The sequence below is a fragment of the Rhodoflexus caldus genome (assembly GCF_021206925.1).
GTDB lineage: Bacteria > Bacteroidota > Bacteroidia > Cytophagales > Thermoflexibacteraceae > Rhodoflexus > Rhodoflexus caldus.
In genome coordinates, this window is the sequence record NZ_JAJPRF010000020.1 from 11971 (window position 1) to 38007 (window position 26037).

23 protein-coding genes are annotated in these 26037 nt (G+C 46.8%); 9 read left to right on the forward strand and 14 right to left on the reverse strand.

From position 1 onward, the window contains the following. Window positions 1–93 precede the first annotated feature (93 nt). On the reverse strand, window positions 94–1851 hold the full coding sequence (locus NDK19_RS15450; protein ID WP_250632806.1) for a T9SS type B sorting domain-containing protein: 1758 nt from the start codon (window positions 1849–1851) through the stop codon (window positions 94–96). 54 nt (window positions 1852–1905) lie between these two features. Here NDK19_RS15450 and NDK19_RS15455 point away from each other — a divergent pair, with 54 nt between their 5' ends. The 4 genes from NDK19_RS15455 to NDK19_RS15470 are packed head-to-tail and all read left to right on the forward strand — an operon-like array spanning window position 1906 to window position 5899. Then, on the forward strand, window positions 1906–2616 hold the full coding sequence (locus tag NDK19_RS15455; RefSeq protein WP_250632807.1) for a hypothetical protein: 711 nt from the start codon (window positions 1906–1908) through the stop codon (window positions 2614–2616). A 30-nt stretch (window positions 2617–2646) separates the two neighbouring features. Further along, complete coding sequence (locus NDK19_RS15460) at window positions 2647–3858, forward strand: RsmB/NOP family class I SAM-dependent RNA methyltransferase (RefSeq protein WP_250632808.1); 1212 nt, start codon at window positions 2647–2649, stop codon at window positions 3856–3858. Window positions 3859–3905: 47 nt separating this feature from the next. After that, window positions 3906–4652, forward strand: coding sequence for a BsaWI family type II restriction enzyme (locus NDK19_RS15465; protein WP_250632809.1), 747 nt, complete (start codon window positions 3906–3908; stop codon window positions 4650–4652). Next, a complete protein-coding gene (locus NDK19_RS15470) occupies window positions 4649–5899 on the forward strand; it encodes a TRM11 family methyltransferase (RefSeq protein WP_250632810.1) in 1251 nt (416 codons plus the stop codon). Before NDK19_RS15465 ends, NDK19_RS15470 begins: the two co-directional genes overlap by 4 nt. A gap of 156 nt (window positions 5900–6055) precedes the next feature. Here the strand turns inward: NDK19_RS15470 and NDK19_RS15475 are convergent, their stop codons facing one another. From NDK19_RS15475 to NDK19_RS15500, 6 genes are all read right to left on the reverse strand, one after another. Then, on the reverse strand, window positions 6056–7360 hold the full coding sequence (locus tag NDK19_RS15475; protein WP_250632811.1) for a cryptochrome/photolyase family protein: 1305 nt from the start codon (window positions 7358–7360) through the stop codon (window positions 6056–6058). Then, a complete protein-coding gene (locus NDK19_RS15480) occupies window positions 7347–8258 on the reverse strand; it encodes a rhomboid family protein (protein ID WP_250632812.1) in 912 nt (303 codons plus the stop codon). Before NDK19_RS15480 ends, NDK19_RS15475 begins: the two co-directional genes overlap by 14 nt. Before the next feature lie 44 nt (window positions 8259–8302). Then, entirely contained in the window at window positions 8303–9085 is a 783-nt protein-coding gene (locus NDK19_RS15485; RefSeq protein ID WP_250632813.1) for a rhomboid family intramembrane serine protease, read from the reverse strand. A 53-nt stretch (window positions 9086–9138) separates the two neighbouring features. After that, window positions 9139–9882 (reverse strand): 23S rRNA (guanosine(2251)-2'-O)-methyltransferase RlmB, encoded by a 744-nt coding sequence (gene rlmB, locus NDK19_RS15490; protein WP_250632814.1) that lies wholly within the window; start codon window positions 9880–9882, stop codon window positions 9139–9141. Between the two features lie 86 nt (window positions 9883–9968). After that, complete coding sequence (locus NDK19_RS15495) at window positions 9969–11072, reverse strand: vWA domain-containing protein (protein WP_250632815.1); 1104 nt, start codon at window positions 11070–11072, stop codon at window positions 9969–9971. Between the two features lie 124 nt (window positions 11073–11196). Then, window positions 11197–12000 carry an alpha/beta fold hydrolase gene (locus NDK19_RS15500; RefSeq protein WP_317207179.1) on the reverse strand — a complete coding sequence of 268 codons (804 nt, stop codon included), beginning with the start codon at window positions 11998–12000 and terminating at the stop codon, window positions 11197–11199. Window positions 12001–12117: 117 nt separating this feature from the next. Between NDK19_RS15500 and NDK19_RS15505 the strand changes: the two genes are divergently transcribed. The 4 genes from NDK19_RS15505 to NDK19_RS15520 all read left to right on the forward strand — a co-directional run bounded on the left by NDK19_RS15505 (window position 12118) and on the right by NDK19_RS15520 (window position 15924). Next, the gene (locus NDK19_RS15505) at window positions 12118–14073 is read left to right on the forward strand and encodes a GAF domain-containing protein (RefSeq protein ID WP_250632816.1); all 1956 of its coding nucleotides are present in this window, start codon (window positions 12118–12120) and stop codon (window positions 14071–14073) included. Window positions 14074–14080: 7 nt separating this feature from the next. Continuing rightward, window positions 14081–14551: a gliding motility lipoprotein GldH gene (locus tag NDK19_RS15510; RefSeq protein ID WP_250632817.1), complete on the forward strand. Its 471-nt coding sequence runs from the start codon at window positions 14081–14083 to the stop codon at window positions 14549–14551. Between the two features lie 108 nt (window positions 14552–14659). Next, window positions 14660–14956, forward strand: coding sequence for an FtsB family cell division protein (locus NDK19_RS15515; protein WP_250632818.1), 297 nt, complete (start codon window positions 14660–14662; stop codon window positions 14954–14956). A gap of 8 nt (window positions 14957–14964) precedes the next feature. Continuing rightward, the gene (locus NDK19_RS15520) at window positions 14965–15924 is read left to right on the forward strand and encodes a transketolase family protein (RefSeq protein ID WP_250632819.1); all 960 of its coding nucleotides are present in this window, start codon (window positions 14965–14967) and stop codon (window positions 15922–15924) included. A 115-nt stretch (window positions 15925–16039) separates the two neighbouring features. Here the strand turns inward: NDK19_RS15520 and tatC are convergent, their stop codons facing one another. The 5 genes from tatC to NDK19_RS15545 all read right to left on the reverse strand — a co-directional run bounded on the left by tatC (window position 16040) and on the right by NDK19_RS15545 (window position 23419). Continuing rightward, window positions 16040–16900, reverse strand: a complete 861-nt coding sequence (gene tatC / locus NDK19_RS15525) for a twin-arginine translocase subunit TatC (RefSeq protein ID WP_250632820.1) — start codon at window positions 16898–16900, stop codon at window positions 16040–16042. Next, window positions 16897–20280: an isoleucine--tRNA ligase gene (gene ileS, locus NDK19_RS15530; protein WP_250632821.1), complete on the reverse strand. Its 3384-nt coding sequence runs from the start codon at window positions 20278–20280 to the stop codon at window positions 16897–16899. The genes tatC and ileS overlap by 4 nt, the downstream gene beginning before the upstream one ends. Before the next feature lie 43 nt (window positions 20281–20323). Further along, window positions 20324–20905, reverse strand: coding sequence for a GNAT family N-acetyltransferase (locus tag NDK19_RS15535; RefSeq protein WP_250632822.1), 582 nt, complete (start codon window positions 20903–20905; stop codon window positions 20324–20326). Between the two features lie 169 nt (window positions 20906–21074). Next, window positions 21075–21620 (reverse strand): DNA-3-methyladenine glycosylase I, encoded by a 546-nt coding sequence (locus NDK19_RS15540; RefSeq protein WP_250632823.1) that lies wholly within the window; start codon window positions 21618–21620, stop codon window positions 21075–21077. An 8-nt stretch (window positions 21621–21628) separates the two neighbouring features. Then, window positions 21629–23419, reverse strand: a complete 1791-nt coding sequence (locus NDK19_RS15545; RefSeq protein WP_250632824.1) for a sensor histidine kinase — start codon at window positions 23417–23419, stop codon at window positions 21629–21631. Between the two features lie 155 nt (window positions 23420–23574). On the opposite strand from NDK19_RS15545, the gene NDK19_RS15550 reads away from it, so the two are divergent. Continuing rightward, complete coding sequence (locus NDK19_RS15550; protein WP_250632825.1) at window positions 23575–24720, forward strand: methionine aminotransferase; 1146 nt, start codon at window positions 23575–23577, stop codon at window positions 24718–24720. Here NDK19_RS15550 and NDK19_RS15555 read toward each other — a convergent pair. Together NDK19_RS15555 and NDK19_RS15560 are read right to left on the reverse strand one after the other, a co-directional pair. Further along, the gene (locus NDK19_RS15555) at window positions 24710–25447 is read right to left on the reverse strand and encodes a copper homeostasis protein CutC (RefSeq protein WP_250632826.1); all 738 of its coding nucleotides are present in this window, start codon (window positions 25445–25447) and stop codon (window positions 24710–24712) included. The genes NDK19_RS15550 and NDK19_RS15555 overlap by 11 nt on opposite strands. Window positions 25448–25449: 2 nt before the next feature. Continuing rightward, window positions 25450–26010, reverse strand: coding sequence for a hypothetical protein (locus tag NDK19_RS15560; RefSeq protein WP_250632827.1), 561 nt, complete (start codon window positions 26008–26010; stop codon window positions 25450–25452). Window positions 26011–26037: the final 27 nt, after the last annotated feature.

Sequence of the window (26037 nt, forward strand, 5' to 3'; positions counted from 1 at the left end):
TGAAAGGTGGAAACTTTGTGGAAATCAATAGCGAAGTTGCAGCATTAGTTTAGATAAATCCATAACGATAAAAGCGGCAGATTGTTTTAAGACTCATTCCAACAAATGCAGCACTTCTGCCATTTTCCCTGAAAAAGGGAAGCCCTCGCGGCAACTTGTGTATAAAATAATCACCTGATAAACCCCTGCTTGTGCAGGTTTCCCCTCAAAAGTGCCGTCCCAGCCTTGTTCGGGGTCGTTGCTGCGATACACCAAATTGCCCCAACGGTTATAAATCTGAATGTCTATGCTTTGCAGGTTCTCATGGCGAATGCGGAACAGGTTATTGGCAGGCGTGCTGTGAGGAGTAAACGCAGTAGGAATTTCAATTTGTGCCTGACAGCAGTTTGTAACCACAATGCTGTCGCGATAGGAACACCCCCCTGTTGTAGTAACTGTCAGGAAATATTTACCCAATTCGCGCACAAGCAAGGTATTGGCAGAACCAAGCACTTGCCCGCGCTCATTTTGCCAGCGATAAGTCCCCAAACCGCGGGGAGCTTCCAGCAGTGCCGATGCTTCGCCCGTGCAAATGGTAGAGTCGCCACCGATTTGGAAAACAGGCACAGGAACTACATTCACCTGCACTTGTGCTTGTGCCTCTCCGCAGCCTTTGGCAGTAAGCCGCAGCGTGAGTGATTCGGTCGGGCGCAGCGTGCGTGTCTGTCCGGTTTGACCGTCCGACCACTCATAAACGGGATAGCCCGCGCCTGCATCTAAGGTTACAGATTGCCCGCGACAGACGGTAACGGTAGCAGGCAAACGCAGCGGGGGAGGGCTTTGCGGCGAAAATACCGCCTGCCCCGTTGGGTGAAGCGCTGCCAGTTTTCCTTCGGTAACGGCATAGGCGCGATAGTAGTAGGTTTGTCCCGCCTGAATTGAACGGTCTGTAAAAGCAACGGCATTGTTTACCTGTGTCAGAAATTCATAATTCGTCCCATCGGTAGAACGGTACAGGGCTGTGCCTACCGCATTGGTTGCTTGATTTTTCCACTGCAACTCAACCGCATCGCTGCCAAGGCAATTTACTGTGAGTGCCGTTACCTGTCCGTTGGGAACGGGAGCATCAAACGTAAACTGTCGGCGCTGTCCATCGGCAGTACTGTGCAAAGGCGCAACTATACCGGGGCGAATCGGATTGCTTGTATTGGCTCCTTCGGCGGCGGCAATGGGGTTGAGGCTCACTGCCATAAACTGCGAAGGCTCATTGCCACTGCCAATGCCGATATTAATGCTGTTCAGTTCTACGGCAGACTGAACTTGCCCGTAGCGTAATTCTATGCGACCACCTGTGGCATTACCGGGTGCTGTTTCGTAAATCACAATCTGGAAAGTAGCATCTGCCGTGCGGCTGGTGTAATTGACTGCCATATCGCGGCTTTCCACAACAAGGAATCGGTTAGGAGCCGTACCACCACGCCTGAAATGCACCCTGCCCGTAGCCGATGTGCGCAAAGAACCTACTTGCTCCTGATTTTGCGGGTTGAAATCAGTACCTACAAAAGGCACAATTCGCGCATTGCCCGGAATTGCATAAGAATTGCCCGTATTGATGATGGGCTGATTGCCTAAACGGATAACGCCGTTACTGTTCACGGAAAAATCGGTATAGCGCACCCCCATAAACCAAAACTCAAAACCAATGGGAAAAACCGCACTTGAACGCAGGTGTGTATTGGGGCCGTGCACCAGCGTAGTTGTGGCAATATCCATCGGCAGCAGCGAGGAGCTTGTTGTTGTATTGAAAGCATAGTTTCCGGCGCGCTGGGCATACAAACACAGACTAAGCAGAATTATTGCGCCGAAAATCAAACAAAAAAAGAGTATTTTGCTTTTATTAAGACAGATTCGGGTTTTCATTGTTGCATGTTGCTGGATTTCGCCTTAATGGGGGTGCTTTTTCTGCTGAGTATTCCGCTCATTTGCGGCTACTTTGCTTATACGCACGGGCGTTCATTTTGGCTATGGTTCTGCTTAGGACTCTTTCTGCCGGGCATTGCACACCTGATATTGGTTTGCCTGCCCGACAAATCCAATCCGATAGAAAAAGAACTGGAAAATATACGAATAGAAAACAGTCTTCTGGGTACACGGCCACAATCCGGTGCCGAAAAGCGTTTTCGCAAACTCATCAACGGCAAAAAACATACCATCAGATTTTCAGGCTGTATCGTTCGCGAGGGAGAAGCCGCAGCAGCCCAAATATGGATTGATGAACGCTCGCTGCTGGAACAGTTTATGACAAGTGAAAAGCTGCTAAAAAACTATCGGTTTGAACCGCTGCCGATAGACCTGATTATGCCGCCATCCAACCATTTACTTGGCGAGCCTGTTGCCCCTTATCAGAACTATTACAAACGTTCAGCCATTTTTGTACATCGCAACGGCGCAGGCGTGGCTACCGCCCAAATCCGCGTAAAAATTGAACCCCAAGTAGAACACATTATTTGGCACGATTTCGTACTGGAACACATGGGCGTAGAACGTCCGCTGCGCGGAATTAAAGCACTGGTTTTCAATCGCCTGCAATACATAGAGGCCTTGGACTATTTGGCAGATTTGGAAATAAGGGCTTGATTTGCAGTACTTTTTGAAAATTCTACTCCATTGAAATTACACCAAAACTTAGTGGGAGCAGTCGTGGAAGGGCTGCTGGCTATCTTCGGCGAAGGCCGCTATGCCGATAAAGTGATTGAAAGCGTTCTCCGCTCTAACCCCAAGTGGGGTTCCGGCGACCGAGGTTTTATTGCAGAAACCACCTACGATATGGTACGCCACTGGCGGCTGCTGTGGTATCTGGCCGATGCAGAGCCTTCACTCAAACATCAGGCCTTATGGCAACTTTTTGGCGTTTATTGGACATGGCGCGGTTTCGAGCTGCCCGACTGGCCGAAATTTGAACGCATCAGCTCTGCCCAAATTGCGGCACGCTTTGAACAGGCACAACAAGAACCCAAACTGCTGTACTCTTTCCCCGACTGGTTAGATACACTGGCAAGTGAGGAACTTGGCTCGGAACGCTGGGCAAAAGAAGCCGCTGCGCTTAATACACAAACACAGGTAGTGCTGCGCACCAACACGCTCAAAACCGACCGCGACACGCTGATTCGCTTGCTGGCAGAGCACAACGTAGAAGCCTTTCCGGTTGAGCACCTGCCCGATGCAGTGGTTCTCAAAAAACGACTCAACATATTCGGCAATCCGCTCTACAAGCAGGGTTTGTTTGAAATTCAGGATGGTTCGTCGCAATTGGTTGCACCTTTCGCCCATGTAGCGCCCGGTATGCGGGTGATAGATGCCTGTGCGGGTGCAGGAGGCAAAACACTGCACTTGGCAGCCCTGATGCAAAACAAGGGCAGCATTATCAGCATGGATGTAGAGGGTTTTAAACTGGACGAACTACGCCGACGTGCCAACCGCGCCGGCATCAGTATTGCAGAAACACGACTGATTGAAAATAACAAGACCATCAAACGCCTGCGCGAAAGTGCCGACTTGGTGCTTTTAGATGCTCCTTGTTCGGGAACGGGCGTTATCCGCCGCAACCCCGACAGCAAATGGAAACTGTCGGAAGAGTTTATTGAACGCGTGCAGGAAATACAGCGCGATATTTTGCGCCGCTACAGCCAAATGACCAAACCCGGCGGCACGCTGGTTTATGCCACTTGCAGCATTCTGCCATCGGAAAACCTGCGACAGGTGGAATGGTTCTTAGATGAACCCGAGGGCAAAGACTTTACTCTGGAAGAAGAACGGGCGGTTATGCCTTCCGAATTTGGCTTTGACGGCTTCTACATGTCGCGCCTGAAACGGCGTTAGCATCGGGCGGGGATGTATGCACTTCTATTTTAAGACAAACAAACAATATGCTTGAAACCAACCAAAAAGTATTTGAAGATGTTGAAGGACGTTACTACTTCGCCCCTATCAAAAAGAACTTTGAGAAAAAGGTAAAGGAAGTGGGAGCAGAAAAGGCTATTTCATTCCTTACAGAAATTATGCAAAGTTCAACAGTAGAAGTTGAAAAAACTATCCAAAAACGTATCAAAAGTGGCGAAATAAATGACGCCTCACAAACGAGAAAAGCAGTTGCAGGAAATGGTTTTCAAGGTTTAGTCGCTTATGCCTTGATTTATTTGCAAAACGAAGACTTGATAAACAAGGACTTAGTTATCACGCTAAAACCAAAGAAACACAAACTTATAGAAGACTATGCCACGATACAAGTAGGTGATGACGTGCAAAAGCCAGACGTGGATTTAATGATTTATCACAACAAGAAATTAGAAAAAGCACCCGTTTTGATTTTCTCAATGAAAACATCTTTGAGAGAAAGAGCAGGGCAAACCTATAAATGGAAACTTTTAATGGACATTGCAACATCAAAAGACTGTATGCAAATCAAACAAAAATACGGTTTGAGTTTTGAAGTAAAGGCGGATTTTAGAGTAGGTTTCATCACGACTAATTTTTATGATGAAATTACGCAACCGCAACAAATAGGAATGTTGAATTTCTTTGATTTTGTGTATCTAACCAAATCAGGAAAATTCAAATCACCTATCAACGAATTTTCAAAAATCGTATCAGACCTCAAAACACTTTACAAATGATACTAACCGAGAAAAAATATACAGATTTTTCGTGGGACTTCGTTGGGGCAAATACCAAGCAATTTACGCATTGTTACCACAACTACCCCGCTATGATGATACCGCAAATTGCAGAACGTATTTTAACAAAATACGGAGCTGATAGTCATTTGCTTTTTGACCCTTATTGTGGCACAGGGACGAGTTTGGTAGAAGCCAATTTGAAAGGAATCAACGCCATTGGCACAGATTTAAACCCTTTGGCAAGGCTTATTGCCAAAACAAAAACAACTAAAATAAATCTACAAGTTTTAGACTTGTACCTCAAAGATTTTAACGATTATATGTTTTCCTTGATGTTTAATTACAACAATAAGGTAAGTGTAGTTATTCCCCAAATCAATAATATTGACTTTTGGTTTGATAAGAGCGTACAAGAAAAATTGGCTATCATCAAAACTTTTATTGATAAAATAGAAGATGAAAGCGTAAGTAATTTTTTCAAAGTCGCATTTAGCGAAACCGTAAGAGAAAGTAGTTTTACACGCAATAGCGAGTTTAAATTGTTCCGAATGACAGCCGAACAAATGCAAAAGTTTAACCCTGATGTGTTTGGTTTAATGCAAAGTAAATTAGCCCGAAACCATAAGGGACTGAAAGCATTTTTAGAACAAAAACCCAAAGGTAATTCAAAAGTATATGATTTTAACACAAGTAATGAAGTACAGTATATTGAAAATGAAAGCGTTGATATTGTTATAACTTCACCGCCTTATGGAGATAGTCGCACAACGGTTGCCTACGGACAATTTTCAAGACTTGCAAACGAATGGTTAGACGTAGAAAATGCCAACCAAATAGATAACAACTTAATGGGCGGAAAACGACAAAAAGAAGTTTGTAATTTTGACAGTTTGACACTCAAAGAAAGCCTTGAAAAAATTGCAACATTAGACGAAAAAAGAGCCAAAGAGGTTTCTTCGTTTTATTACGATTACCAAAAGTCTATTGAAAATGTAGCCAAAACAATCAAAAAAGGTGGTTATGCTTGTTATGTAGTGGGAAACAGAAAGGTAAAAGGCAAAGTTTTACCCACAGACGAAATAACCAAAGACTTTTTTGAAAATCAAGGTTTCTCCCACATAGAAACCATTATTCGTAACATTCCCAACAAACGTATGCCGAGCAAAAATAGCCCGACAAACATAACAGGAAAGAAAGACGAAACAATGAACAAGGAGTATATTGTGATAATGCGAAAAGAATAAAAACAAGTGCTAACATTGCATTTGTGGCAAGGCGGACAGAGATGCTAATTAAACCCTTCTACTTTCTATTGGCTTCTGCGCACGTATAGGCAATAGGTGTCTAAGCTGACTCTGTACAAATAACTTTACGATATACCCAGCCCTAACCCCATCCATTTACTCGCGCAGTCCTGCTTTGTAGGTTTCTAAGGCGCGGTTGCGGGCAAACTCGTGCTGCACAATGGGTTGGTAGCTCAGGCTGCCAAACTCAGGCACCCACTTGCGTACATAGCGCAATTCGGGGTCAAATTTTTGGGTTTGCAGCGCAGGATTAAATACACGGAAGTAAGGCGCCGCATCGCAACCGCTGCCTGCCGCCCACTGCCAGCCGCCGTTGTTGGCCGAAAGGTCAAAATCGAGCAATTTTTTGGCAAAATAAGCCTCCCCCCAGCGCCAATCTATGAGCAGGTGCTTAGTTAGGAAACTTGCCGTAATCATGCGCACGCGGTTGTGCATAAAACCTGTTTCGTTCAATTCGCGCATACCGGCATCTACAATTGGGTAGCCGGTTTTACCGTTGCACCATGCTTCAAATTCTTTTTCGTTATTGCGCCATTGGATATGGTCATAAGCAGGCTTGAAAGCGCGGGTAGCAACATGAGGGAAATGATACAGAATCATCATATAAAAGTCGCGCCAGATGAGTTCATTCAGCCAAGGCTCGCTCAAAGCAAGGCCGCGGCGTGCCAGTGCGCGAATACTTACCGTACCAAACCGCAAATGCACACTGAGGCGAGAAGTACCCGGCAAGGCAGGGAAATCGCGTTTAGCCCCGTATTGCTGCAATAAGGTATCAGGCACACCCATGGGAGGAAAAACCGCCTCCACCGAAACAAAGCCCATATCTTCCAATGTCGGGACAAGCAACGGCTTAGTTTTGAGAAAATTGTGGAACAGTGAAACCGTATCGTAAGCCGCCGTGTGCGCATCGGTGAGCAGTTTTTTCCACTTGCGGCTGTACGGCGTAAAGACAGTATAGGGGCTACCGTCGTCTTTTACCACTTCGTCGCGGTCAAAAATGCACTGGTCTTTGTAGTCGTGAAACGGTATGCCTGCGCGAGAAAGTATCTGTGCTATTTTACCGTCGCGTTCTTTGGCATAGGGTTCGTAGTCGCGGTTAGTGAATACGGCCTTTACGTCGTACTCCCGCAAAATTTCCGGCCAAACCTCCTCGGGCTTGCCGTATTTTACCAACAGGCTGCTGCCCATCTGCCGCAACTGTTCCGAAAGGCGCAAAACATGCCGATGGATAAATACCACGCGCTTGTCGTGCCTGTCGTCTAAGGCATCCAGAATGTGGCGGTCAAATATGAAGAGCGGCAGCACAGGCAACCCCGACTGCAAAGCATAAAAAAGACCTGCATTGTCTTCCAAACGCAGGTCGCGGCGATGCCAAAATATTGCAATACTATTTTTTGTCACTGTATTTAAAAAGCGTTTGTTTCTCTTCGGTTGTCAGGCTTTCGTAACCGGTTTCGGAAATTTTATCGAGTATGCGGTCAATTTCTTCTTGCGAAGGCACGGCTCGCGAACCTGTTCCGCTGCCTCGCTGGTTACGGGAAGCATCTTTATGAGAAACTCTAATTTTTGATTTTGGTTTGGTTATGCGATGCCAAAAATTAGGAACTATCCAAAGTAAGCGATTCAGAGGCACGGAAATATCCGTTCCGCGCTGCAAAAGTTTGATGAAAATATAACCCATCAGTGCGCCGCCCAAGTGCGCAATATTACCGCCCGCATTAGAACCCGATGAACCTATGAACGACAAAAAGATAGTAATGGCAGCTACGTATTTCAGCCTGACAGCACCAAACAGGAGCAAGTGTATGCTATACTCGGGCAGCAGCGTAGCAATACCCGTAATAATGGCGTAAACACTTGCCGATGCGCCAATCATACCAACAGCAGGCATGTTGTTGTAGAAAAAGGGAACAGTATTGTACACTAACAAATACAAGACACCGCCCACAAGTCCGCCATATACATACATGGCAATGGTGCGCTTGCTGCCCAAAAACTCATCGGAAAGCATCCCGAACCAATACAGCATAAGCATGTTGAACAAGATGTGGAAGAAACTCTGATGAGTAAAGAAATAAGTAACAATCGTCCATGGGCGCATAATAAAGTACTCAATAGGCGCAGGGATGTAAAACAGCGCATGAACAAAGTGAGCCAGAGGCGCGACATCAAAAATTTGCGCTGTCCACATGGCTACATTCAGTACTACAAAAACCACTACATTGATAATAATCAGCCTGCTGAGCCCGCTATTTTGTTTGTTCCAAGCAACTTTGAAGTCCTGCACAAAACTGTTCATACCCAAATAATCAATGTGTTAATGCTTTAAAGATAATGAATCGGCTAAATTTCACCTCGCTGCCTCCAACGACGAATCAGGATAAATGCAAACAGCATCCCGCCCAAATGAGCAAAGTGGGCAACGTTATCGGTCGGGGCTGACTGTATGACAGAATAAATTTCATATACGCCATAGAAAAGCACCAGATATTTGGCCTTAATAGGAATGGGCGGGAACAACAGCATCAGTTCTATGTTAGGGAACATCATACCAAAAGCCATCAAAATGCCGAAAACCGCACCCGAAGCACCAACCATGGGCACATTTGCTTTTGCTTCATACAAATCGAGCGCAACCTGCCTGCTAGCGGCTATCAGTTCCGCACTTTGCGGATGATTGCCGAATGTTTCTACAAAGTTCATCAGTGCCGTATTGTACACATTGCCATACTCGGCTATCAAACCGTCAAAAGCCGTAAAGCCGGGATTTTGGATGTATGCCTCTACTGCCGTGCGCAGTTGATAAAGCTCGGCAGCTTCCACGCCCAGATAGCAGGCACTTGCTCCCAGCCCGCAGATAAGGTAAAACATGAGGAATCGTCTGCCGCCCCAGAACATTTCCAGCGCAGGGCCAAATACAATCAGCGCCAGCATGTTGCTGAAAATATGCCCAAAATTCGCATGGACAAACATGTGGGTAAATATCTGATAAAAAGCAAATTCACCGGAACCGGGGAACCGCAACCCGAACATTTCCGTCATGTTGACATCCAGAAGTGCGCCAAGGGCAAAAACTGCCACATTCAGCAGCAACAGGTTGCGGACGATAGGAGTGAGTTGGAACATTGCGTGATGTAAAAAAAGGAATTGAAAACTTTTACCATAAGAACGCAGGCAGCCTAAGAATGTTTTCCTTGCCGCTGACGCAAGGCTTCAAACAAACAAATGCCTGCTGCTACGGACACATTGAGCGATGAAATATGCCCTACCATCGGTATGGAGGCTTTCACATTGGCAAGCGATAAAAGCTCGGGGCTGATGCCGTCTTCTTCCGAACCCATCAGAATAACGGTAGGTGCGGTAAAATCCACTCCATAAATATCGGTATCGCCTTTTTCGGTACAGGCCACCACTTGCAAGCCATTGCTTTGCAGAAAGTGCAGCGCGCCGCGCAGACTCCGCTCGCGGCAAACGGGCAAATAGCTTAATGCTCCCGCCGAGGCCTTGAAGGCGTCGCCGCCTAACCTTGCACCGCCGCGTTCCGGCAAGATGAGTGCCTGCGCACCGGCACAATCTGCCGAACGGGCAATAGCCCCCACGTTGCGCACATCAGTAACACGGTCTAAGGCAATAACCAACGGCAGTTGGCCGGCCGCATAGGTTTCACTGATGATGTTGTCTAACGAAGCAAAAGTTACGGCAGATAAAAAGCAGATAACCCCTTGGTGATTTTTGCGCGTAATGCGGCGCAATTTTTCCTCCGGCACCTGTACTACGGGAATATTGACTTGACGACACTGTTCCACAAGTTCGGCGATTGCGTCATTTTGGATGCCTTTCTGAATCAGCAGCTTATCTATTTCCTTGCCCGATTGCAGCACCTCCTGTACGGGACGAATCCCAAAAACAAAATCTGTTGTCATGTTAAAAAATTCAACTACAAATATACATAAACCCGACGGGTTTCAGCAACCGGTCGGGTTTGAAACTGCCACAGGGCAGGTAGCTCCTACATCTTCTTGCTGCGATGCTTGTTGCGCCTGTAATCCTCAAAAATCAGATGCCCCAAGCCTTCTAAACTGCTGAAATAGGCATTGCCGCCATTCACTCTGGTAAACTCGCGCACAAACTCCTGCAAGTAGGTATCCGAAGCAATCATAAAGGTTGTTATCGGGATATTGAGGCGGCGGCACTGAGCAGCCAGATTGAGCGTTTTGCCCATAATCTTGCTGTCCAAACCGAAACTGTTTTTGTAGTAGCGAACGCCTTCTTTCAAACAGGTCGGCTTGCCGTCGGTAATCATAAAAATCTGCTTGTTCTTATTCTTGCGGCGGCGGAGCAAATCCATGGCCAGTTCCAGACCGGCAACAGTATTGGTATGATAAGGGCCTACCTGTAAATAAGGCAAATCTTTAATCTCTATTTGCCAAGCATCGTTCCCGAAAACGATAATATCCAGCGTATCTTTTTTGTATTTGGTTGTAATCAGTTCGGCAAGTGCCATGGCCACTTTTTTGGCGGGCGTAATGCGGTCTTCTCCGTAAAGAATCATGGAGTGGCTGATATCAATCATAAGCACGGTGGAGGTTTGGGTTTTATACTCTTTTTCTACCACTTCCAAGTCTTGCTCGGTCAGCATAAAATCGCCCAGCCCGTGATTGATTTGCGCATTTCGGATGGTTTCAGTCATGGAAATTTGGTCTAACTCATCTCCGAAACGATACTGACGGATATCGGCACTGAGTTCATCGCCTGCTCCGCTGAAAACGGTTTTATGATTGCCCCCCGCCGATTTTTTCAGTTTGCCGAAAATTTCCTCCAATGATTGGCGACGGATGGTTTGTTCGCTTTTGGCAGTGATTTGTATGCTGCCGTCTATCGGGTTTTCTTCAATGTAGCCTTTCTGCTTCAGGTCTTCAAAAAAGTCTCCGATGCCGTATTCGCTGTTGGTAAGTCCGTAGCGGCGGTCTAAATTGGTCATCCAGCGCATGGCTTCGCCCACATCTCCCGAAGTCATGTTGAGCAGCTGCATGAAAATATTCAGCAAGTTTTCAAAAGTTGCCTTTTTTTTGTTTTCCTCCGGATTGAATCGGGTAAAGCGGTAGCCAAGCATAAAATCAGGTAAAGAAAAGAATGGTACAATTCAAAGGATAGTCAATAAACGTGATAAACCGGCATTTCGGATTTTCAAAAACCGTTTCATCTGCGGCAATCCGCAGGGCATGTGTCATGCAATTTTAAATTGCCGAACTGCTTGCAACAGAGTATTGCCGCATAAACTCTATGGAATAACGATTAAACAACTCAGGTTGTTCCACATTGCACACATGCCCGCAATTTTTCAGCACTTTCAGTTCTGCATTTTTGTGTTGTCGCACAATGTTTTTTACCTGCGGAAGAAACATATAATCCTCATCACCCATCAGATAAAGCGTAGGAATGGGTAATTCTTTTTCGCGGAAATAGCGCAATAGCGGATTGATACTTGCCGTAAGGGTAAACCACCGCAAAAACTCCGATTGGCGTAATTTTTTGGCATCTTCTATAAAAAGACTTCTAGACTCACGATTGCGGGCGCGCGGCATCAGAATATACGCACAAATGGTATAAATCCAGATGAAAGGCACAAAGGGCTTTACCGTATCGGCTAACCACACCAGAAAGCGCGAACGAATGTTCAGGCGCGTGATGGCTCCACCCAAAATCATGGTTTGAATTTTTGAACGGTCTATCTCGGCAATGGTGCGTATAATCAATGTGCCAAGCGATATGCCTACAAAATGTGCCTTTTCTATGCCCACGTGCTGCATCACTTCCAATACATCGCGACTGACATCGTTAAAAGAATAGTTGCGTTGCGCAAAAACATCTTTTGACTTGCCATGCCCCCGCAAATCGAGCAAAAGCACGTTGAAATTAGCCATGTAATCGCGCAGTTGGCGAAACCATATGGAAGAACTACCGCCCGCACCATGAACCAATACTACCCAATCGGTTGCGGTCGGATGTTTATAAACTTTGTGATAAAGCATGTGCGCCATGTATTTATTACCTTAAATTTAACGTAAAAAGAACATTGCACATACTTTTTTGGTTTGGCTTCGTTTAATAATTGTTATTTTTGAGCAAGTCTCCAAAATTATTTAACTGCAAAGCTGATGCAAGCGTTAAGCCTCCGCCGTTCTCTCACTCTGTATGTAATAATTAGCATTTTGCTGGTTACAGTAGGCGGCTTTTTTTTACGGCAATCGTGGATAAACCGCGTAGAGAGTGAAAACCTCTATCGCAGACGCATGTTGCAGCAAGCATCGTCTATACTTTTTGAGTGCGGCTATTTGGCACAAGCCGTCATGCGTTATCCGGAAGATGACAACCTGCGCAATCAACTCAGCGTTGCCAAATCCAAAATGGAGAACATCATACGAATACTCGTACAAGGCGGCGTATATAGTTCCAGCAACGTTGCCGATAATATGCCTCTCCAGCCCGCCAAAGGCGAAAACTTGGTCAATATGCAACAATTGGCCGTCGGATGGCAGGAAATGAAGAAAGTACTCGACCGCTTGGAAAGTAATATCCTTGCGGCCAACAGTAATAATTTAAACCCCATAGAGTACCGAAATCAGGTAAATGCGGTGGCTGATTTTTTATCGCAAAATCTGATGAAGCTCAGCCGAAATCTGGAAGTAGATATTGCTATTGCCACCCTGCACGTCAATGAAGAAGAACGGACAGCATTTGGCTGGTTGTATGTCTGCCTTGCCGTGTTGTTAGTGAATGCCATTGTAGGCTATATTTATTTTCGCGACTACATTATTACACCCATTGAAAAAATTAGTGCCAAAATCAGCGCAGTTGCCGATGGCCGACAAAGCGAAACCATTACGTTGCCCAAAAACAGCGCCCCTGAAATGCTTGAACTCAATGACGGCATCAATCAACTCGGTGAAATCCAACAAGCCATGGCAGATTTTGCCTCTGAGGTCGGCAAAGGCAACTACAACCACCCTTTCAGTGCCCGCAGCAACAATGACACCTTAGGCATTGCCCTGATTGCCATGCGCGACAACCTGATGCGTGCCGACAAGGAAGATGCCATCCGCACATGGGCTAACGAAGGTCAGGTTAAGTTTGGCGATATTTTCCGACAATATGCCAATAACTTGGAGCTTTTTTCTTACCACACCATTTCAGAGTTGGTAAAATATGTAGGGGCTAACCAAGGCTTTTTCTTTGTGCTCAAAAACCAAGACAAAGAAAAAGCCTATTTAGACCTGACGGCAGCCTATGCCTATGAAAAGCGCAAATACCTCAGTAAACAAGTACAACTTGGCAGCGGACTATTGGGGCAGGCCGTCTTAGAAAAGCAATCCCTGTATTTTACAGACATTCCACAAAATTATGTCAGCATTACCTCAGGTTTGGGTGAAGCCACGCCCGCGTGCCTGATGATAGTACCGCTGATGATTAACGAAATTGTGTACGGTGCTATTGAAATCGCTTCTTTTGAACCATTCGAGCCGCATCAAATAGATTTTATTGAAAAAATAGCTGCCAACATTGCCGGAACGCTTGCCTTTGCTCAAACCAATGAGCAAACCCAACGCCTTTTGGCGGAAACGCAGACCTTTGCCGAGCAAATGCGCGCTCAGGAAGAAGAAATGCGCCAAAATATGGAAGAGTTGGTTGCTACACAGGAAGAAATGCAGCGCGTACAGGCCGAAATCCGCAAGAAGGAAGCAGGACTCAGCAGCCTGATTAACAATACCGACACCTACATATTCTCCTTAGACAAAGGTTTCAACCTGTTGCTTGCCAACGATGCATTCAAGAAATACCTCAAAGCCACTTCGGGTATTGAACCCCAAATAGGTATGAATATGCTCTATGATATTGTACCGGAAACTAATCGGGAAATGCGCCGCCGACAATACGAACGCGCCCTGTCCGGTGAAACATTCACGGTGATTGAAAACTACAAAGGAAAAGACCACTCTGACAACTATTACGAAATATCTTTCCAACCAATTTTCAATCAGGCCAATCAGGTGGAAGGGCTGTCAGTATTTATGCGCAACATTACCCACCTCAACCCTATCCGCTGGGAACTGTAATCAAATCATGAAGTACTCTTTACTCGCCTTTGCAATCATTTTTCTGCTTGCATTGGCATCGTGCAGCGATGCAGCTTTTGAAGGAAAGCAAGATTTGCCTCAAAACAAGTGGATTCGCAAGAACCCCGTCAGTTTTGACTTTGAAATCAGCGACCCCTTGCCTGCCTACGAAATCAGCTATGCCGTACGCTATGCCAACACATACCCCTACTACAATTTATATGTGCAGTACGAACTGAAAGATGAGGCAGGCAACAGCCTCCAAGGCAAAATGAACCAAACCAACCTGTTTGAACCCGAAACAGGACAACCCTTGGGCAGCGGTATAGGCAACCTGTACGAGCGAGAGGTTGTGCTTATTCCTTCTTATCGCTTTGCGGCAAGCGGGAAATACAAGTTGTCTATTTTTCAATACATGCGCCCCGATACACTGACCGATATTCAATCGGTGAGCGTAAAAGTTCGCCCGTTGAAATAATCGCCCTGCTTTTGCCGATTCCAATAAAAATTATACCTTTGAAAACCAATTGGTTAAAATCTGCCAATTGAAGTTTTACTGAATGGCTCACCCCAAAATCGTTATGCCATGAAAAACAAAATCAAGCAACTGGCAGGCAAGCTGAACAATTTCTACGTTATTTTTGCCGGGCTGTTTATCCTTTGGATGGCATTTTTTGACGGCAACAATCTGTACAGCCAGTACGAACAACACCGGCGCATTCGCGAACTTCGCAAAGAGCGCGATTTTTACAAAAACAGTGTTGAACAACTGGAAAAGGAAATTGCCGAACTAAATCGCAATCCTAAGATGTTGGAAAAACTGGCCAGAGAAAAGTATTTAATGAAAAAGCCTAACGAGGACATCTACATCGTTCAGGAATAACCACATTCATGAAAAAGTACACATTTACCGAAAAAAAAGATACCCGTTCGGGTTTCGGTGCCGGTTTGCTGGAAGTAGGCAAACAAAATCCAAACGTTGTGGCGCTATGCGCCGACCTGACAGGTTCACTGAAAATGAACGATTTTGAAAAAGCCTTCCCCGAACGTTTTTTCCAAGTCGGAATTGCCGAAGCCAATATGATGGGACTTGCCGCAGGCATGACCATCGGCGGTAAAATCCCTTACACAGGCACTTTTGCCAACTTCTCTACCGGAAGAGTGTACGACCAAATTCGCCAATCCATTGCTTACTCGGGCAAAAATGTGAAAATATGCGCCTCACATGCCGGCATAACACTTGGCGAAGATGGTGCCACACATCAAATTCTGGAAGATATCGGCATGATGCGCATGTTGCCGCATATGACGGTTATCAATCCATGTGATTATAACCAGACCAAAGCCGCTACCATTGCCATTGCAGCGCACGAAGGCCCCGTGTATCTGCGCTTTGGCAGACCCGCAGTGCCTGTTTTTATGCCTGCCGACCAGCCTTTTGTAATTGGTAAAGCCATTGTGCTCAATGAAGGTGCGGATGTTTCCATTTTCTGCACCGGACACTTGGTTTGGGAGAGCATCGTAGCAGGGGAAATATTGGCTGAACAAGGAATTGATGCCGAAATTATCAATATTCACACCATCAAGCCATTAGACGAAGCGGCTATCCTCAGTTCCGTACTGAAAACTCGCTGTGCCGTAACAGCCGAAGAACACCAGATTCACGGCGGGCTGGGTGATGCCGTTGCTCAGGTACTGGTGCGCAACTTGCCCGCCCCTGTGGAAATGGTAGCCGTTCGCGACCGATTTGGCGAAAGCGGTACACCTGACCAACTGATGGCCAAATATGGTTTGAAAGCTCAAAATATTGTGGAAGCAGCCAAAGCTGCCATGAGTCGCAAGGCAAAATAATCTCGCGGTTCTCCCATGTAAAAATCCCTGTCTGTGGCAATGAACCAAGACAGGGATTTTTATTTTACGCCATAGCAACAACACCTCTTTAGCCTGCTTTCACTTACATTCGGTATTAATCGGGCAGTTGGTCTAAGGGAGTTTGCGGCAAGTTATTGGCAGGCAGCGAAGAGGTTTTTTCTTCCAACAACTCCGCCTCTTGGTTTCGCTTTTCGGTAATAGCCACCACCCAAATACTGATTTCATAAAGTAACATCAGCGGCAAGGCAATTAAAATCTGGCTGATAACATCGGGCGGGGTAATAATGGCAGAAATAATAAGCACAATCACAATGGCGTGGCGGCGGTATTCGCGCATGAAGGCAGGCGAAAGCAACCCCACTTTGGCAAGGAAAAATGCCACCATCGGCAACTGAAACATTAGCCCTGTTGCCAGCACCAGCGTTGTCAGCGTGGAAATATAGGAAACAATATCAAACTCGTTGGAAATAGACGGGTCTAACTGATAGTTTGCCAAAAACTGAATGGACAGCGGCGAAATAACGTAATAGCCAAATAGAATACCCAAAATGAACAACAGCGACACAAAGAATGTAGCTCCGCGGGCTGCTTTTTGTTCATTGGGGTACAGCCCGGGTTTAATGAACCGCCAAATTTCCCAAAAAGCATACGGAAATGCACAGATAACACCAATGACCAACGAAGACAGCATGTGCATCGTGAACTGCCCCGTCATCAGGCGGCTTTGCAACTTGAAGTTGATTTTATCAATACAAGTAACCTCTGATAAGGCACAAAGCATCCGATACGTCCAAAAATCTACTTTGGAAGGCCCCAAAATGAGCGTTCCATAAACAAAATCTTTGGACAAAAAGGCAATTACCGAAAAAACCGCCACCGAAGCAACTGCGCGGATTAAGTGCCAGCGCAGCTCCTCCAAGTGGTCTATAAACGACATTTCTTTTTCCTGTGTCATGCTTTGGCTATGCGGATAGGCACCATGAACTCGTCAATTTCGTAGGCTTCCATACCGTTCAGGTCGTTGCCGATTTCTAATGCAACCGCCTGTGTTTCCGTCTGAATGTAGTCGGCAAAGTCTTTGGCAGCATCGGCTACCAATGCTTCGTTTGCCGCAATGGCAATGCTGATTTTGTCCTGTACCTCAAAGTTCAGGTCTTTGCGCAAGTTCTGGATGCGGTTTACCAAGTCGCGAGCGATGCCTTCTTTGCGCAGTTCGGGCGTTACGGTAATGTCCAGCGCAACAGTGATGCCCTCGTCGGTAGCCGATGCCCAGCCCGGGATGTCAAAGGCTTCAATCAGCACATCTTCCACTGTCAGCGTCAGGTTGCCGCCGTCGGCTGCTACGCTCATTTGCCCTGCTTTTTGGAAAGCGATAATATCGGCAGTTTGCATTTGCCCCAGATGCGCCTGAATGGCTTTCATCTGTTTGCCAAGCCCCTTTTGTGCCAGCACGGGGAAATTCGGTTTGATTTTCTTAGTTACCAGACCTTCTGTATCGCCAATGAACTCAATATTTTTCACATTGGTTTCGCTCATAATCAGGTCGCTGACTTCGCGCACGTAGTTTTGGAAGGTTTCACTCAGCGCGGGAATCATCATTTTTTGCAGCGGCAGGCGCACGCGCAGTTTCTTGTCCTTGCGAATAGAATGCACCAATGAGCAAATGGTTTGTGCCAAGTGCATTTTTTCTTCCAGTGCGATGTTGCTTTCTGCTTCGTTGAAAGTCGGGTAATATGCCAAATGCACCGACTCGGCGTTTTCTTTGCCCGTAATGTTATTCAAGTCGCGGAACAGCAGGTCGGTATAGAACGGCGCAATCGGCGAAGCCAGCTTGGCAACTGTTACTAAACAAGTGTACAGCGTCTGATAGGCTGCCAATTTATCGGTATTGTACTCGCCTTTCCAGAAACGCTTGCGGTTCAGGCGCACGTACCAATTGCTCAAATCATCATTCACGAAGTTGAGAATGGCGCGTGCGGCACGGGTCGGGTCGTAGTCGGCATATGCCTCATCGGTTTCTTTGATGATGGCGTTCAGGCGCGAGAGAATCCAGCGGTCGCTTTCGGTGCGTTCTGCCGGCGGTACATCGGCTTCCTGATAGCGGAATCCGTCCAAGTTGGCATACAGCGCAAAGAAGTTGTAGGTATTTTGCAGCGTCCCGAAGAATTTGCGCTGCATCTCTGCCAGCCCGTCCAAACTGAATTTGAGGTTTTCCCAAGGCGCGGCGTTGGCAATCATGTACCAGCGTACGGCATCGGGACCGTATTTTTCTACCGTCTCAAACGGATTGATAACGTTGCCCAAACGCTTGCTCATTTTGTTGCCGTTGGCATCCAGCACAAGCCCCGTAGAAACGACGTTTTTAAAGGCTACGCTGTCAAAAACCAAGCCTGCAATGGTGTGCAGGGTGAAGAACCAACCGCGTGTTTGGTCAACACCTTCGGAAATAAAGTCCGCAGGATAGGTCTTATTTTGGTCAATCAAATCGGCATTTTCAAAAGGATAATGCCACTGTGCATAAGGCATCGCGCCGCTGTCAAACCAAACGTCAATCAGGTCGGGTTCGCGCTTCATGGGCTTGCCCGAAGGCGAAACCAGCGTTACCTCATCTACATACGGGCGGTGCAAATCGGCCAATGAAGTCGGCTGTTGCAAGCCCAATTTTTCGTTTGCTTTGGCAATTTCGGCGGCTAACTCTTCGGTAGAGCCGATGCAGATTTCCTCTGTACCGTCTTCGGTGCGCCAGATAGGCAGCGGTGTTCCCCAATAGCGGCTGCGGCTCAAATTCCAGTCCACTAAATTTTCCAACCAGTTACCGAATCGTCCCGTGCCGGTGCTTTCGGGCTTCCAGTTGATGGTTTTGTTGAGGGCAACCAAGCGGTCTTTCAACGCCGTTGTGCGGATAAACCAACTTTCCATCGGGTAGTACAATACGGGCTTATCCGTACGCCAGCAATGCGGGTAGGTATGTTCGTATTTTTCTACTCGGAAAGCCTTATTTTGCTCTTTGAGGATGATGGAAATAATAACGTCGGTTGATTTGTAGTCGGGGTGCGACTCGTCCTCACCGGTGTAGTTTTTCACATAGAAATCATCCGCACCAAGCGGCTTGTGGGTTTTGATAGCGTATTGCTGCGTCAGCTCGGCCAGATGCGCGCCGATTTCGCGAACGAACTTGCCTTTTTTATCCACCGTTGGTTGATAGTGCCCGTGTTCGTCGGATACCAGCAGCGCAGGTACGTTATTTTGCTTGCCCAAACGCGCATCGTCCGCACCGAAAGTGGGCGAAATATGCACAATGCCGGAACCGTCTTCGGTCGTTACAAAATCGCCCGCATATACTTTGAAAGCATTTTGCAGGTTTTCGTGCGGCTGTACAAAGGGCAGCAGTTGTTCGTATTCCATGCCCACCAGCGTTTCACCCTTAAATTCTTCGGTAATCACATAAGGAATTTTGCCACTGTGTTTACCTTCCACAAAATCGTTGCGGTTGATGTAGTTGCCGCCCAGTACGTAGCCCATGCGCTCTTTGGCGAAGATGACGTTAACGGGCTGTTTGGTGTACTGGTTGTGGGTCTTCACTTTTACGTAAGTGATGTCCTTGCCCACAGCCAGCGCGGTATTGGAAGGCAACGTCCATGGCGTAGTCGTCCATGCCAGCAGGTAGTCATTGTCGGTGCCTTTTACCTTGAACTGCGCGATAACCGACGTATCTTTCACGTTCTTGTAGGTACCAGGCTGATTGAGTTCGTGGGAACTCAAACCTGTTCCCGCCGCAGGTGAGAAGGGCTGGATAGTATAGCCTTTATACAGCAGGTCTTTGGCGTGCAGTTGTTTGAGCAACCACCAGCAAGACTCAATGTAGTTGTTGTCAAACGTGATGTAGGGATTTTCCAAGTCTACCCAAAAGCCGATGCGCTCGGTCAAATTGTCCCATTGGGCTTTGTATTTCATCACTGCCTCGCGGCACTTTTGGTTGTAGTCCGCAATGCTGATTTTCTTGCCGATGTCTTCCTTGGTGATGCCCAATTCCTTTTCCACCTGCAATTCCACGGGTAGCCCGTGCGTATCCCATCCGCCTTTGCGTTCTACGCGGAAGCCTTTCAGGGTTTTGTAGCGGCAGAAAATGTCTTTGATGGTACGCGCCATCACATGGTGAATACCGGGCGTTCCGTTGGCAGAAGGCGGCCCTTCGTAGAAAACAAACGGGCGGTCAGCCGGACGCGATTCAACAGATTTTTGAAAAACGGCATTTGCCTTCCAATAGGCAAGGATGCTCTCACCGGCTTGCTTGCCAAGCTCGGTTACAGACTGTTTATATTCGTTGTATTTCATAGAAACCTTGTTCCGCACGCCTGCAAAAAGCGCAAGGGCAAAGTTAGGTTTTTTCGTTTGAACTTGAATTTTTAATGTGCCAATCCTGTCGGGTGATGCAATAAACAAAGTTCCATTTGGGCTGTTCGCCAAAGTAGGTTACTTCCTGCTCACCGACTTTGACTGCGCCCAAGCGGCTGATGGCTATTTGAGAGCGGATATTTTCTGCCCCGATGTGGAAAAAAACGCTTTCCACAAATTGGAAGATATAGTCCAGCATCATTGCCTTTACGGCATGATTGATGCCCTTGCCCCAGCATTGGACAGCATAGAAAGTATAGCCAATCAGGATGCTGTTTTCTTGCGCGTCGTAGTCATAAAAGCGGGTACTGCCAATTGACTCTCCCGTGGTTTTGTCCACAATTTTGAAAGCCCCCTTGCTTTGCATCGCGCCGTCAAAGAAAGTTCGGAAAACATCCCTTTGCCAGCGGTTTTTATTGGGGTGCTGTTCCCATATTTTGGGGTCTGATGCAACGGCATACAAAGCTTCAAAGTCCTTTTCCTGCAAAGGACAAAGGATGACCCGGTCGTTAGCTAAGGTGGGTTGGATGCTGAAAGTCATGAGCGTTTTTTTGATATTATACAAAAGCGTAAGTTGTTTGCGAAAAATGTTTATGTAAACTACTGAAAAGCAGTTATTTAAAACCCGACAGTTTTTAGAAACCTGTCGGGTTTGTGTATAGCGGAATTGATTTAAAGAAAAATAAGCGCAAAGCTGTGTTATCCGCCTAAAATCCGTGTTCTAAAAATTCGTTCTACCCTGCAAAGGGCGGATTGCATTTGAGTACTTCGGCATAAATCGGGCAGGAAGGACTGTGCGCGCCGGGCAGGTAGCCCGTACTCATCAGAAACTCACCCGTGATTTCGCCACCTGTAAAGCGGAACGTCTTTTTAAACAACTTCACCCATTCGGCTTTGGGCAGCGGGTGGTGATGGTCTAACCAGTTTTTAAAAGAACCGAAACGTTGTTGCAGTGTCAATACGGTTTGGGCGTTGGCAATGGCGGCATCCACCTTCAAGCGATTGCGGATAATACCCGCATCCTGCAATAGGCGTTCGCGGTCAGCATCGGTAAAATGCGCAATAGCATCAATAGCAAAACCTGCATAAGCCGCCCGAAAATTTTCCTGCTTGTTGAGAATGGTCGTCCAACTCAGTCCCGCCTGATTGATTTCCAAAATGAACCTGCCAAATAGTTCATTATCGTCGTGAATCGGGAAACCGTAAGCGGTGTCGTGATAGATGCGGTGCACAATTGCAGTATCAGGCTGTGCCGCAAAATCGCAATATGAATGAGCCATCGGTAAATTTAGAAAGTAGTTGCTGCTTGACTATCGCCGTCAATGTCGCGCGATTGGGAAGGATTGTCTTCTGCTGCCAATGGAAACGACATGTAGAAAATGGCTCCGTTGGGCTTGTTGTCTTCGTGCCAAACCGTGCCGTTGTGCATTTCTACACACTGCTTCACTATGGACAGCCCCAGCCCCGTTGAACTTTCACCTTCCGTGCCATAGCGGCGGGCTGCGCCGAATTGTTCAAACAAATGCTCTTTCAGATGGTCGGGGATGCCGATGCCTGTATCTGCAACGGTAACTAATGCAAAACCTTCCGATTTTTCTACCGAAACGGTGATTTTGCCGCCCATGGGCGTAAACTTGATGGCATTCACTATCAAATTCTCTAACGCCCGTGCAATTTTATCGGGAACGGCGTTGATGATGATGTCGTTTTTGGCAGGTTTGAGTTGCAGCAATACACCTTTTTTGGTAGCGCGGTATATCTGCGGATAAACTGTTTGCTCTGCCAGACTGAATAGGTCGGTTTTTTGACCGGACAAATGCACAATATTCTTTCGGGTACAAAGCTCTAACAAATCCTCTATGATTTCCATTGTGCGCTTCTGGCTGAGTCGCATCATTTCCTGATATTCCAACAACAACTTCTTACCCTGCCCGTAATTAGATTTCTGCAGTTCGGCTGCCACCATGTCAAGCAGTTGTAAAGTGTTGGCTACCGGATTGCGAAGGTCATGGCTGACCGTGGCAATTACGCGGTCTTTGTAGGCAATGGTTTGCAGAAGTTGCTGCTCGGTTTGTTTAGATGTGGTAATGTCTTGTACGATACCTTTGCTGTGGAAGAAATTTTTGTCGGGTACATATGTTGCCTGAATACAGGAAACAGCAATCCAGCGCTCGCCGTGTTTGGGATGCAGGCGAAAATCAAAAGAATATTTACCGCCTTCCTGCGCCCCCTTGATAAGATTCTCAATAACAAAGTCCACATCGTCGGGGTGTACATTGGCAGCAATCGTTTCGCGATTGATAACGGTATCTAACGGGATGTGCAAAATTTCATAGGTTTCTTTGCTCCACCGCGTATGCCCGTCGGAAGTAACTTCCCAAAAACCCACTTTGGCCAACTGCTGGGCAATGCGCAGTTCTTGCCCCTGCCTGATGAGTTCGCGAGTGATTTTGCGATTGGCTTCTATTTTATCCATCAGGTTATGATGTACCCGATTGTTCAAATTAATCAGTAACCAAGCCGAATAGATAAAAAGTGCGAAATAGACGATGGTAGCGATGTTGGCATATCGTTTCAATTCTGCCTCTGAACGCTCAATCGGCTCTATCCAAGGGATATCAACAAAAAGTAAACAAAACAGCACAGCCAGTGGGAATACGATGCTAAATAAAATACCCAAAGGACGATTGCGCGGCGTAATGGCAAAGCCAATCATGGGAATCAGAAAAAGCACCAGATAGGTATTCAGGTGATGTCCTTCCCGATACGATATGTAGCCATTAAAGACAGAACCAAAAACAATGTAAACAGGACGAGCAATATGGTCGTATCCTTTTTTATTGAGTAAAATAAGTCCCCAAAAAACAACTACTAAAAGACCTATTGCTGTAATTCGTTCTATAACATTACTTTGAAAACCTACGACCGGCACAGAAGCCAAGGCAAGCAGCGATATGTAAAAAAGCAGTTTGTTGAAAATTCGCACCTGATGAATCTCATAGCGGCTGCGCCCTTGTTTGGGAATGGTTCCCAAAAAGAAGTTAAGGCGGCGTTGCAAACGATTTATCAGGGGCATCATGCTATTTTTGCACTTGTCCGGGTTACATCATAACGACAAATGAAGGTAATAAATTGTAAGCCTGCACAAAAGACCAAATCGCGTCAATTTATTACACATATGCATAATTGTTGCAACATGTATTATTGTACTTTTAACAGAAATTTTATCCAACCATGAACAGCATACTGCAAAGCAAACTCCCGAACGTAGGCACAACCATTTTTACCGTCATGTCAGGGCTTGCCACAGAGTACGGCGCAATCAATCTTTCACAAGGTTTCCCTGATTTTGGCAGCGATGAAGCCCTTTCGGAACTTGTATATACATACATGAAAAAGGGCATGAATCAGTACGCACCCATGCCCGGTATCATGCCCCTGCGCGAGCGAATTGCTGAAAAGACAGAGGCGCTCTATGGCTATCGCCTGAATCCTGACACTGAAATAACGGTTACATCGGGGGCAACAGAGGCTCTTTATGCCGCTATTGCTGCCATTGTCAGGCAGGGAGATGAGGTAATCGTGCCGGAGCCTTGCTACGACAGTTACATACCTGCCATTGAACTCAACGGCGGTACGATTGTACCCGTAGCACTCCCCGCTCCCGATTTTCACATCAACAGAGAAGCGCTGGCAGCAGCCATCTCACCGCGTACACGCGCCCTCATCATCAATACGCCGCACAACCCCACAGGCGCAGTGATGAGTGCAGAAGATATGCAGTGGTTGGAAAATCTGCTAGCAGATACTGACATTTTCCTCATCAGCGATGAGGTTTATGAACACATCATTTTTTCGGGTACACACGAAAGCGCTCTTAAATATCCGCGCTTGGCCGAGCGGAGTTTTGTTATTTCCTCTTTCGGAAAAACTTTTCACGTAACAGGTTGGAAAGTAGGTTATGCCGTAGCGCCTGCACCACTGATGCGCGAGTTCAGAAAAGTGCATCAGTTCCTCACTTTCAGCACGGCAACTCCGCTGCAATATGCCATTGCCGACTACCTGAAACAGCCGGAAAAATATTTGCACGTGCCTGCGTTTTATCAGGAAAAGCGCGATAAGTTCTGCGCATTGATGCAGGAAACCCGTTTCCGATTCACTCCTTCGGAAGGCACCTATTTTCAATTGGCCGACTACTCTGCCATATCAGACGAAGCGGATACGGACTTTGCCGTTCGCCTGACTAAGGAAATCGGCGTAGCGACTGTTCCGGTTTCCGTATTCTACGGGCAGCCCAAACAAGAACACCTGCTGCGCTTTTGTTTTGCCAAAACAGACCAAACCTTGGAAAGGGCGGTGGAAAGACTGGCTAAATTGTAGCCAATAACTGCTTCATCCGGCTAACCGTAGCCTCATCGGCCGTTGCCCAATGCACTATATTTTGCGCATTGGCGGCAGGGTGCGCCTGATACAGATGCGCAAGCGGGCTTTGCTGCGTTATTTTGGCGGAAAAGTGATATTCGGTGGCATTGGTCGCAGCAACCAATGCCTGAATGTTGCTTGTATTAACACCGCTGCCGGGCATGATACGGATGCGATTAACTGCCTGTTGTACCAATCGGGCAATGGTATCCGTACTTTCTATGGCTTTTGCTTTGCCTCCCGAGGTTAGTATGCGCTCAAAGCCAAGCGCTACGGCTGTTTCAAGCGCAGCAAACAGATTGGGCGCTACGTCAAACGCACGATGAAGGGTTACTCCCAACGGTCGGGCAGCGGCAATCAGTGCGGCGTTTTTAACAGGGCAAAGTTCGCCTTGCGAGTTGATTACACCCGTTACGATACCGTCTGCACCTGCTGCCTTGGCGTCTGCCACTTCCTGCAACATCATGGCAAACTCTTCATCGGAATAAGTAAAATCACCACCGCGGGGGCGAACCATCACATATATCGGGATATTGACTGCCTTTTTTGCAGCCATAATAAAAGCCGATGAAGGGGTCAATCCTCCATCGGCCAATGAGGCGCAGAGTTCTAATCGGTCGGCACCGCCACGGGCAGCAGCCACGACTCCCTGCAAATTATCCACACAGACTTCTAACAACCGCATGATTACTGCACACAGTCGCTGCCGTTCCAGCGTGGACGGTTAGAGGGGCACGGCTGAGGAAAGTCATACAGCCAGCGGCGCGCGCGGGGTGTGCCGGGGTTAGTTGCCAATGCAAATTGCAACTTGTTGACTTTCTGCTTGTTGGCATCAAAACCGATAAATTGTCCATGAACAGTAGATGCCGGATTGGTTTCTCCGGGCATGGTTACACCAATAATGCTCTCATTGCCGGCAACCGATTGCTGGTCAATAGAAAGTTCTACTGCATTGCTGCCAATCCGCCCGAACTTAACGGTATAACTGATAGTGCGGGGCTGACCGCCTTCCAAAAAGGTTTCTTCAAAAATCACCTGATTGTTTACGGGTGCCTTGCGCACTACTACCTGTGTGTAGCGTGAAAAATCTTGGTCGGTAGTGCTTTTGAAGCCTACAAAAGGGCCGTTGTCCACCATAATCTGTACAAAGTCAGGCGGAGGCATTTGCACAACATTTTCTTTACAGGCATTATTGAGCAGCCCGACCCATACTAACCCTAAAACAGTGAAAACTTTTTTCGCAGTCATTCTAATTCAAATATTTAATGTTACAAA

Excerpts from the sequence above, each read along its gene's own strand:
- NDK19_RS15555 (WP_250632826.1), bottom strand. The coding sequence starts at position 25,447 with ATGCGGTTGTTAGAAGTCTGTGTGGATAATTTGCAGGGAGTCGTGGCT.
- NDK19_RS15485 (WP_250632813.1), bottom strand. The coding sequence starts at position 9,085 with ATGTTCCAACTCACTCCTATCGTCCGCAACCTGTTGCTGCTGAATGTG.
- NDK19_RS15455 (WP_250632807.1), top strand. The coding sequence starts at position 1,906 with ATGTTGCTGGATTTCGCCTTAATGGGGGTGCTTTTTCTGCTGAGTATT.
- NDK19_RS15520 (WP_250632819.1), top strand. The coding sequence starts at position 14,965 with ATGAAAAAGTACACATTTACCGAAAAAAAAGATACCCGTTCGGGTTTC.
- NDK19_RS15545 (WP_250632824.1), bottom strand. The coding sequence starts at position 23,419 with ATGATGCCCCTGATAAATCGTTTGCAACGCCGCCTTAACTTCTTTTTG.
- NDK19_RS15470 (WP_250632810.1), top strand. The coding sequence starts at position 4,649 with ATGATACTAACCGAGAAAAAATATACAGATTTTTCGTGGGACTTCGTT.
- NDK19_RS15515 (WP_250632818.1), top strand. The coding sequence starts at position 14,660 with ATGAAAAACAAAATCAAGCAACTGGCAGGCAAGCTGAACAATTTCTAC.
- rlmB (WP_250632814.1), bottom strand. The coding sequence starts at position 9,882 with ATGACAACAGATTTTGTTTTTGGGATTCGTCCCGTACAGGAGGTGCTG.
- NDK19_RS15495 (WP_250632815.1), bottom strand. The coding sequence starts at position 11,072 with ATGCTTGGCTACCGCTTTACCCGATTCAATCCGGAGGAAAACAAAAAA.
- NDK19_RS15505 (WP_250632816.1), top strand. The coding sequence starts at position 12,118 with ATGCAAGCGTTAAGCCTCCGCCGTTCTCTCACTCTGTATGTAATAATT.
- NDK19_RS15510 (WP_250632817.1), top strand. The coding sequence starts at position 14,081 with ATGAAGTACTCTTTACTCGCCTTTGCAATCATTTTTCTGCTTGCATTG.
- NDK19_RS15560 (WP_250632827.1), bottom strand. The coding sequence starts at position 26,010 with ATGACTGCGAAAAAAGTTTTCACTGTTTTAGGGTTAGTATGGGTCGGG.
- NDK19_RS15500 (WP_317207179.1), bottom strand. The coding sequence starts at position 12,000 with ATGGCGCACATGCTTTATCACAAAGTTTATAAACATCCGACCGCAACC.
- NDK19_RS15550 (WP_250632825.1), top strand. The coding sequence starts at position 23,575 with ATGAACAGCATACTGCAAAGCAAACTCCCGAACGTAGGCACAACCATT.
- NDK19_RS15465 (WP_250632809.1), top strand. The coding sequence starts at position 3,906 with ATGCTTGAAACCAACCAAAAAGTATTTGAAGATGTTGAAGGACGTTAC.
- NDK19_RS15480 (WP_250632812.1), bottom strand. The coding sequence starts at position 8,258 with ATGAACAGTTTTGTGCAGGACTTCAAAGTTGCTTGGAACAAACAAAAT.
- ileS (WP_250632821.1), bottom strand. The coding sequence starts at position 20,280 with ATGAAATACAACGAATATAAACAGTCTGTAACCGAGCTTGGCAAGCAA.
- tatC (WP_250632820.1), bottom strand. The coding sequence starts at position 16,900 with ATGACACAGGAAAAAGAAATGTCGTTTATAGACCACTTGGAGGAGCTG.
- NDK19_RS15540 (WP_250632823.1), bottom strand. The coding sequence starts at position 21,620 with ATGGCTCATTCATATTGCGATTTTGCGGCACAGCCTGATACTGCAATT.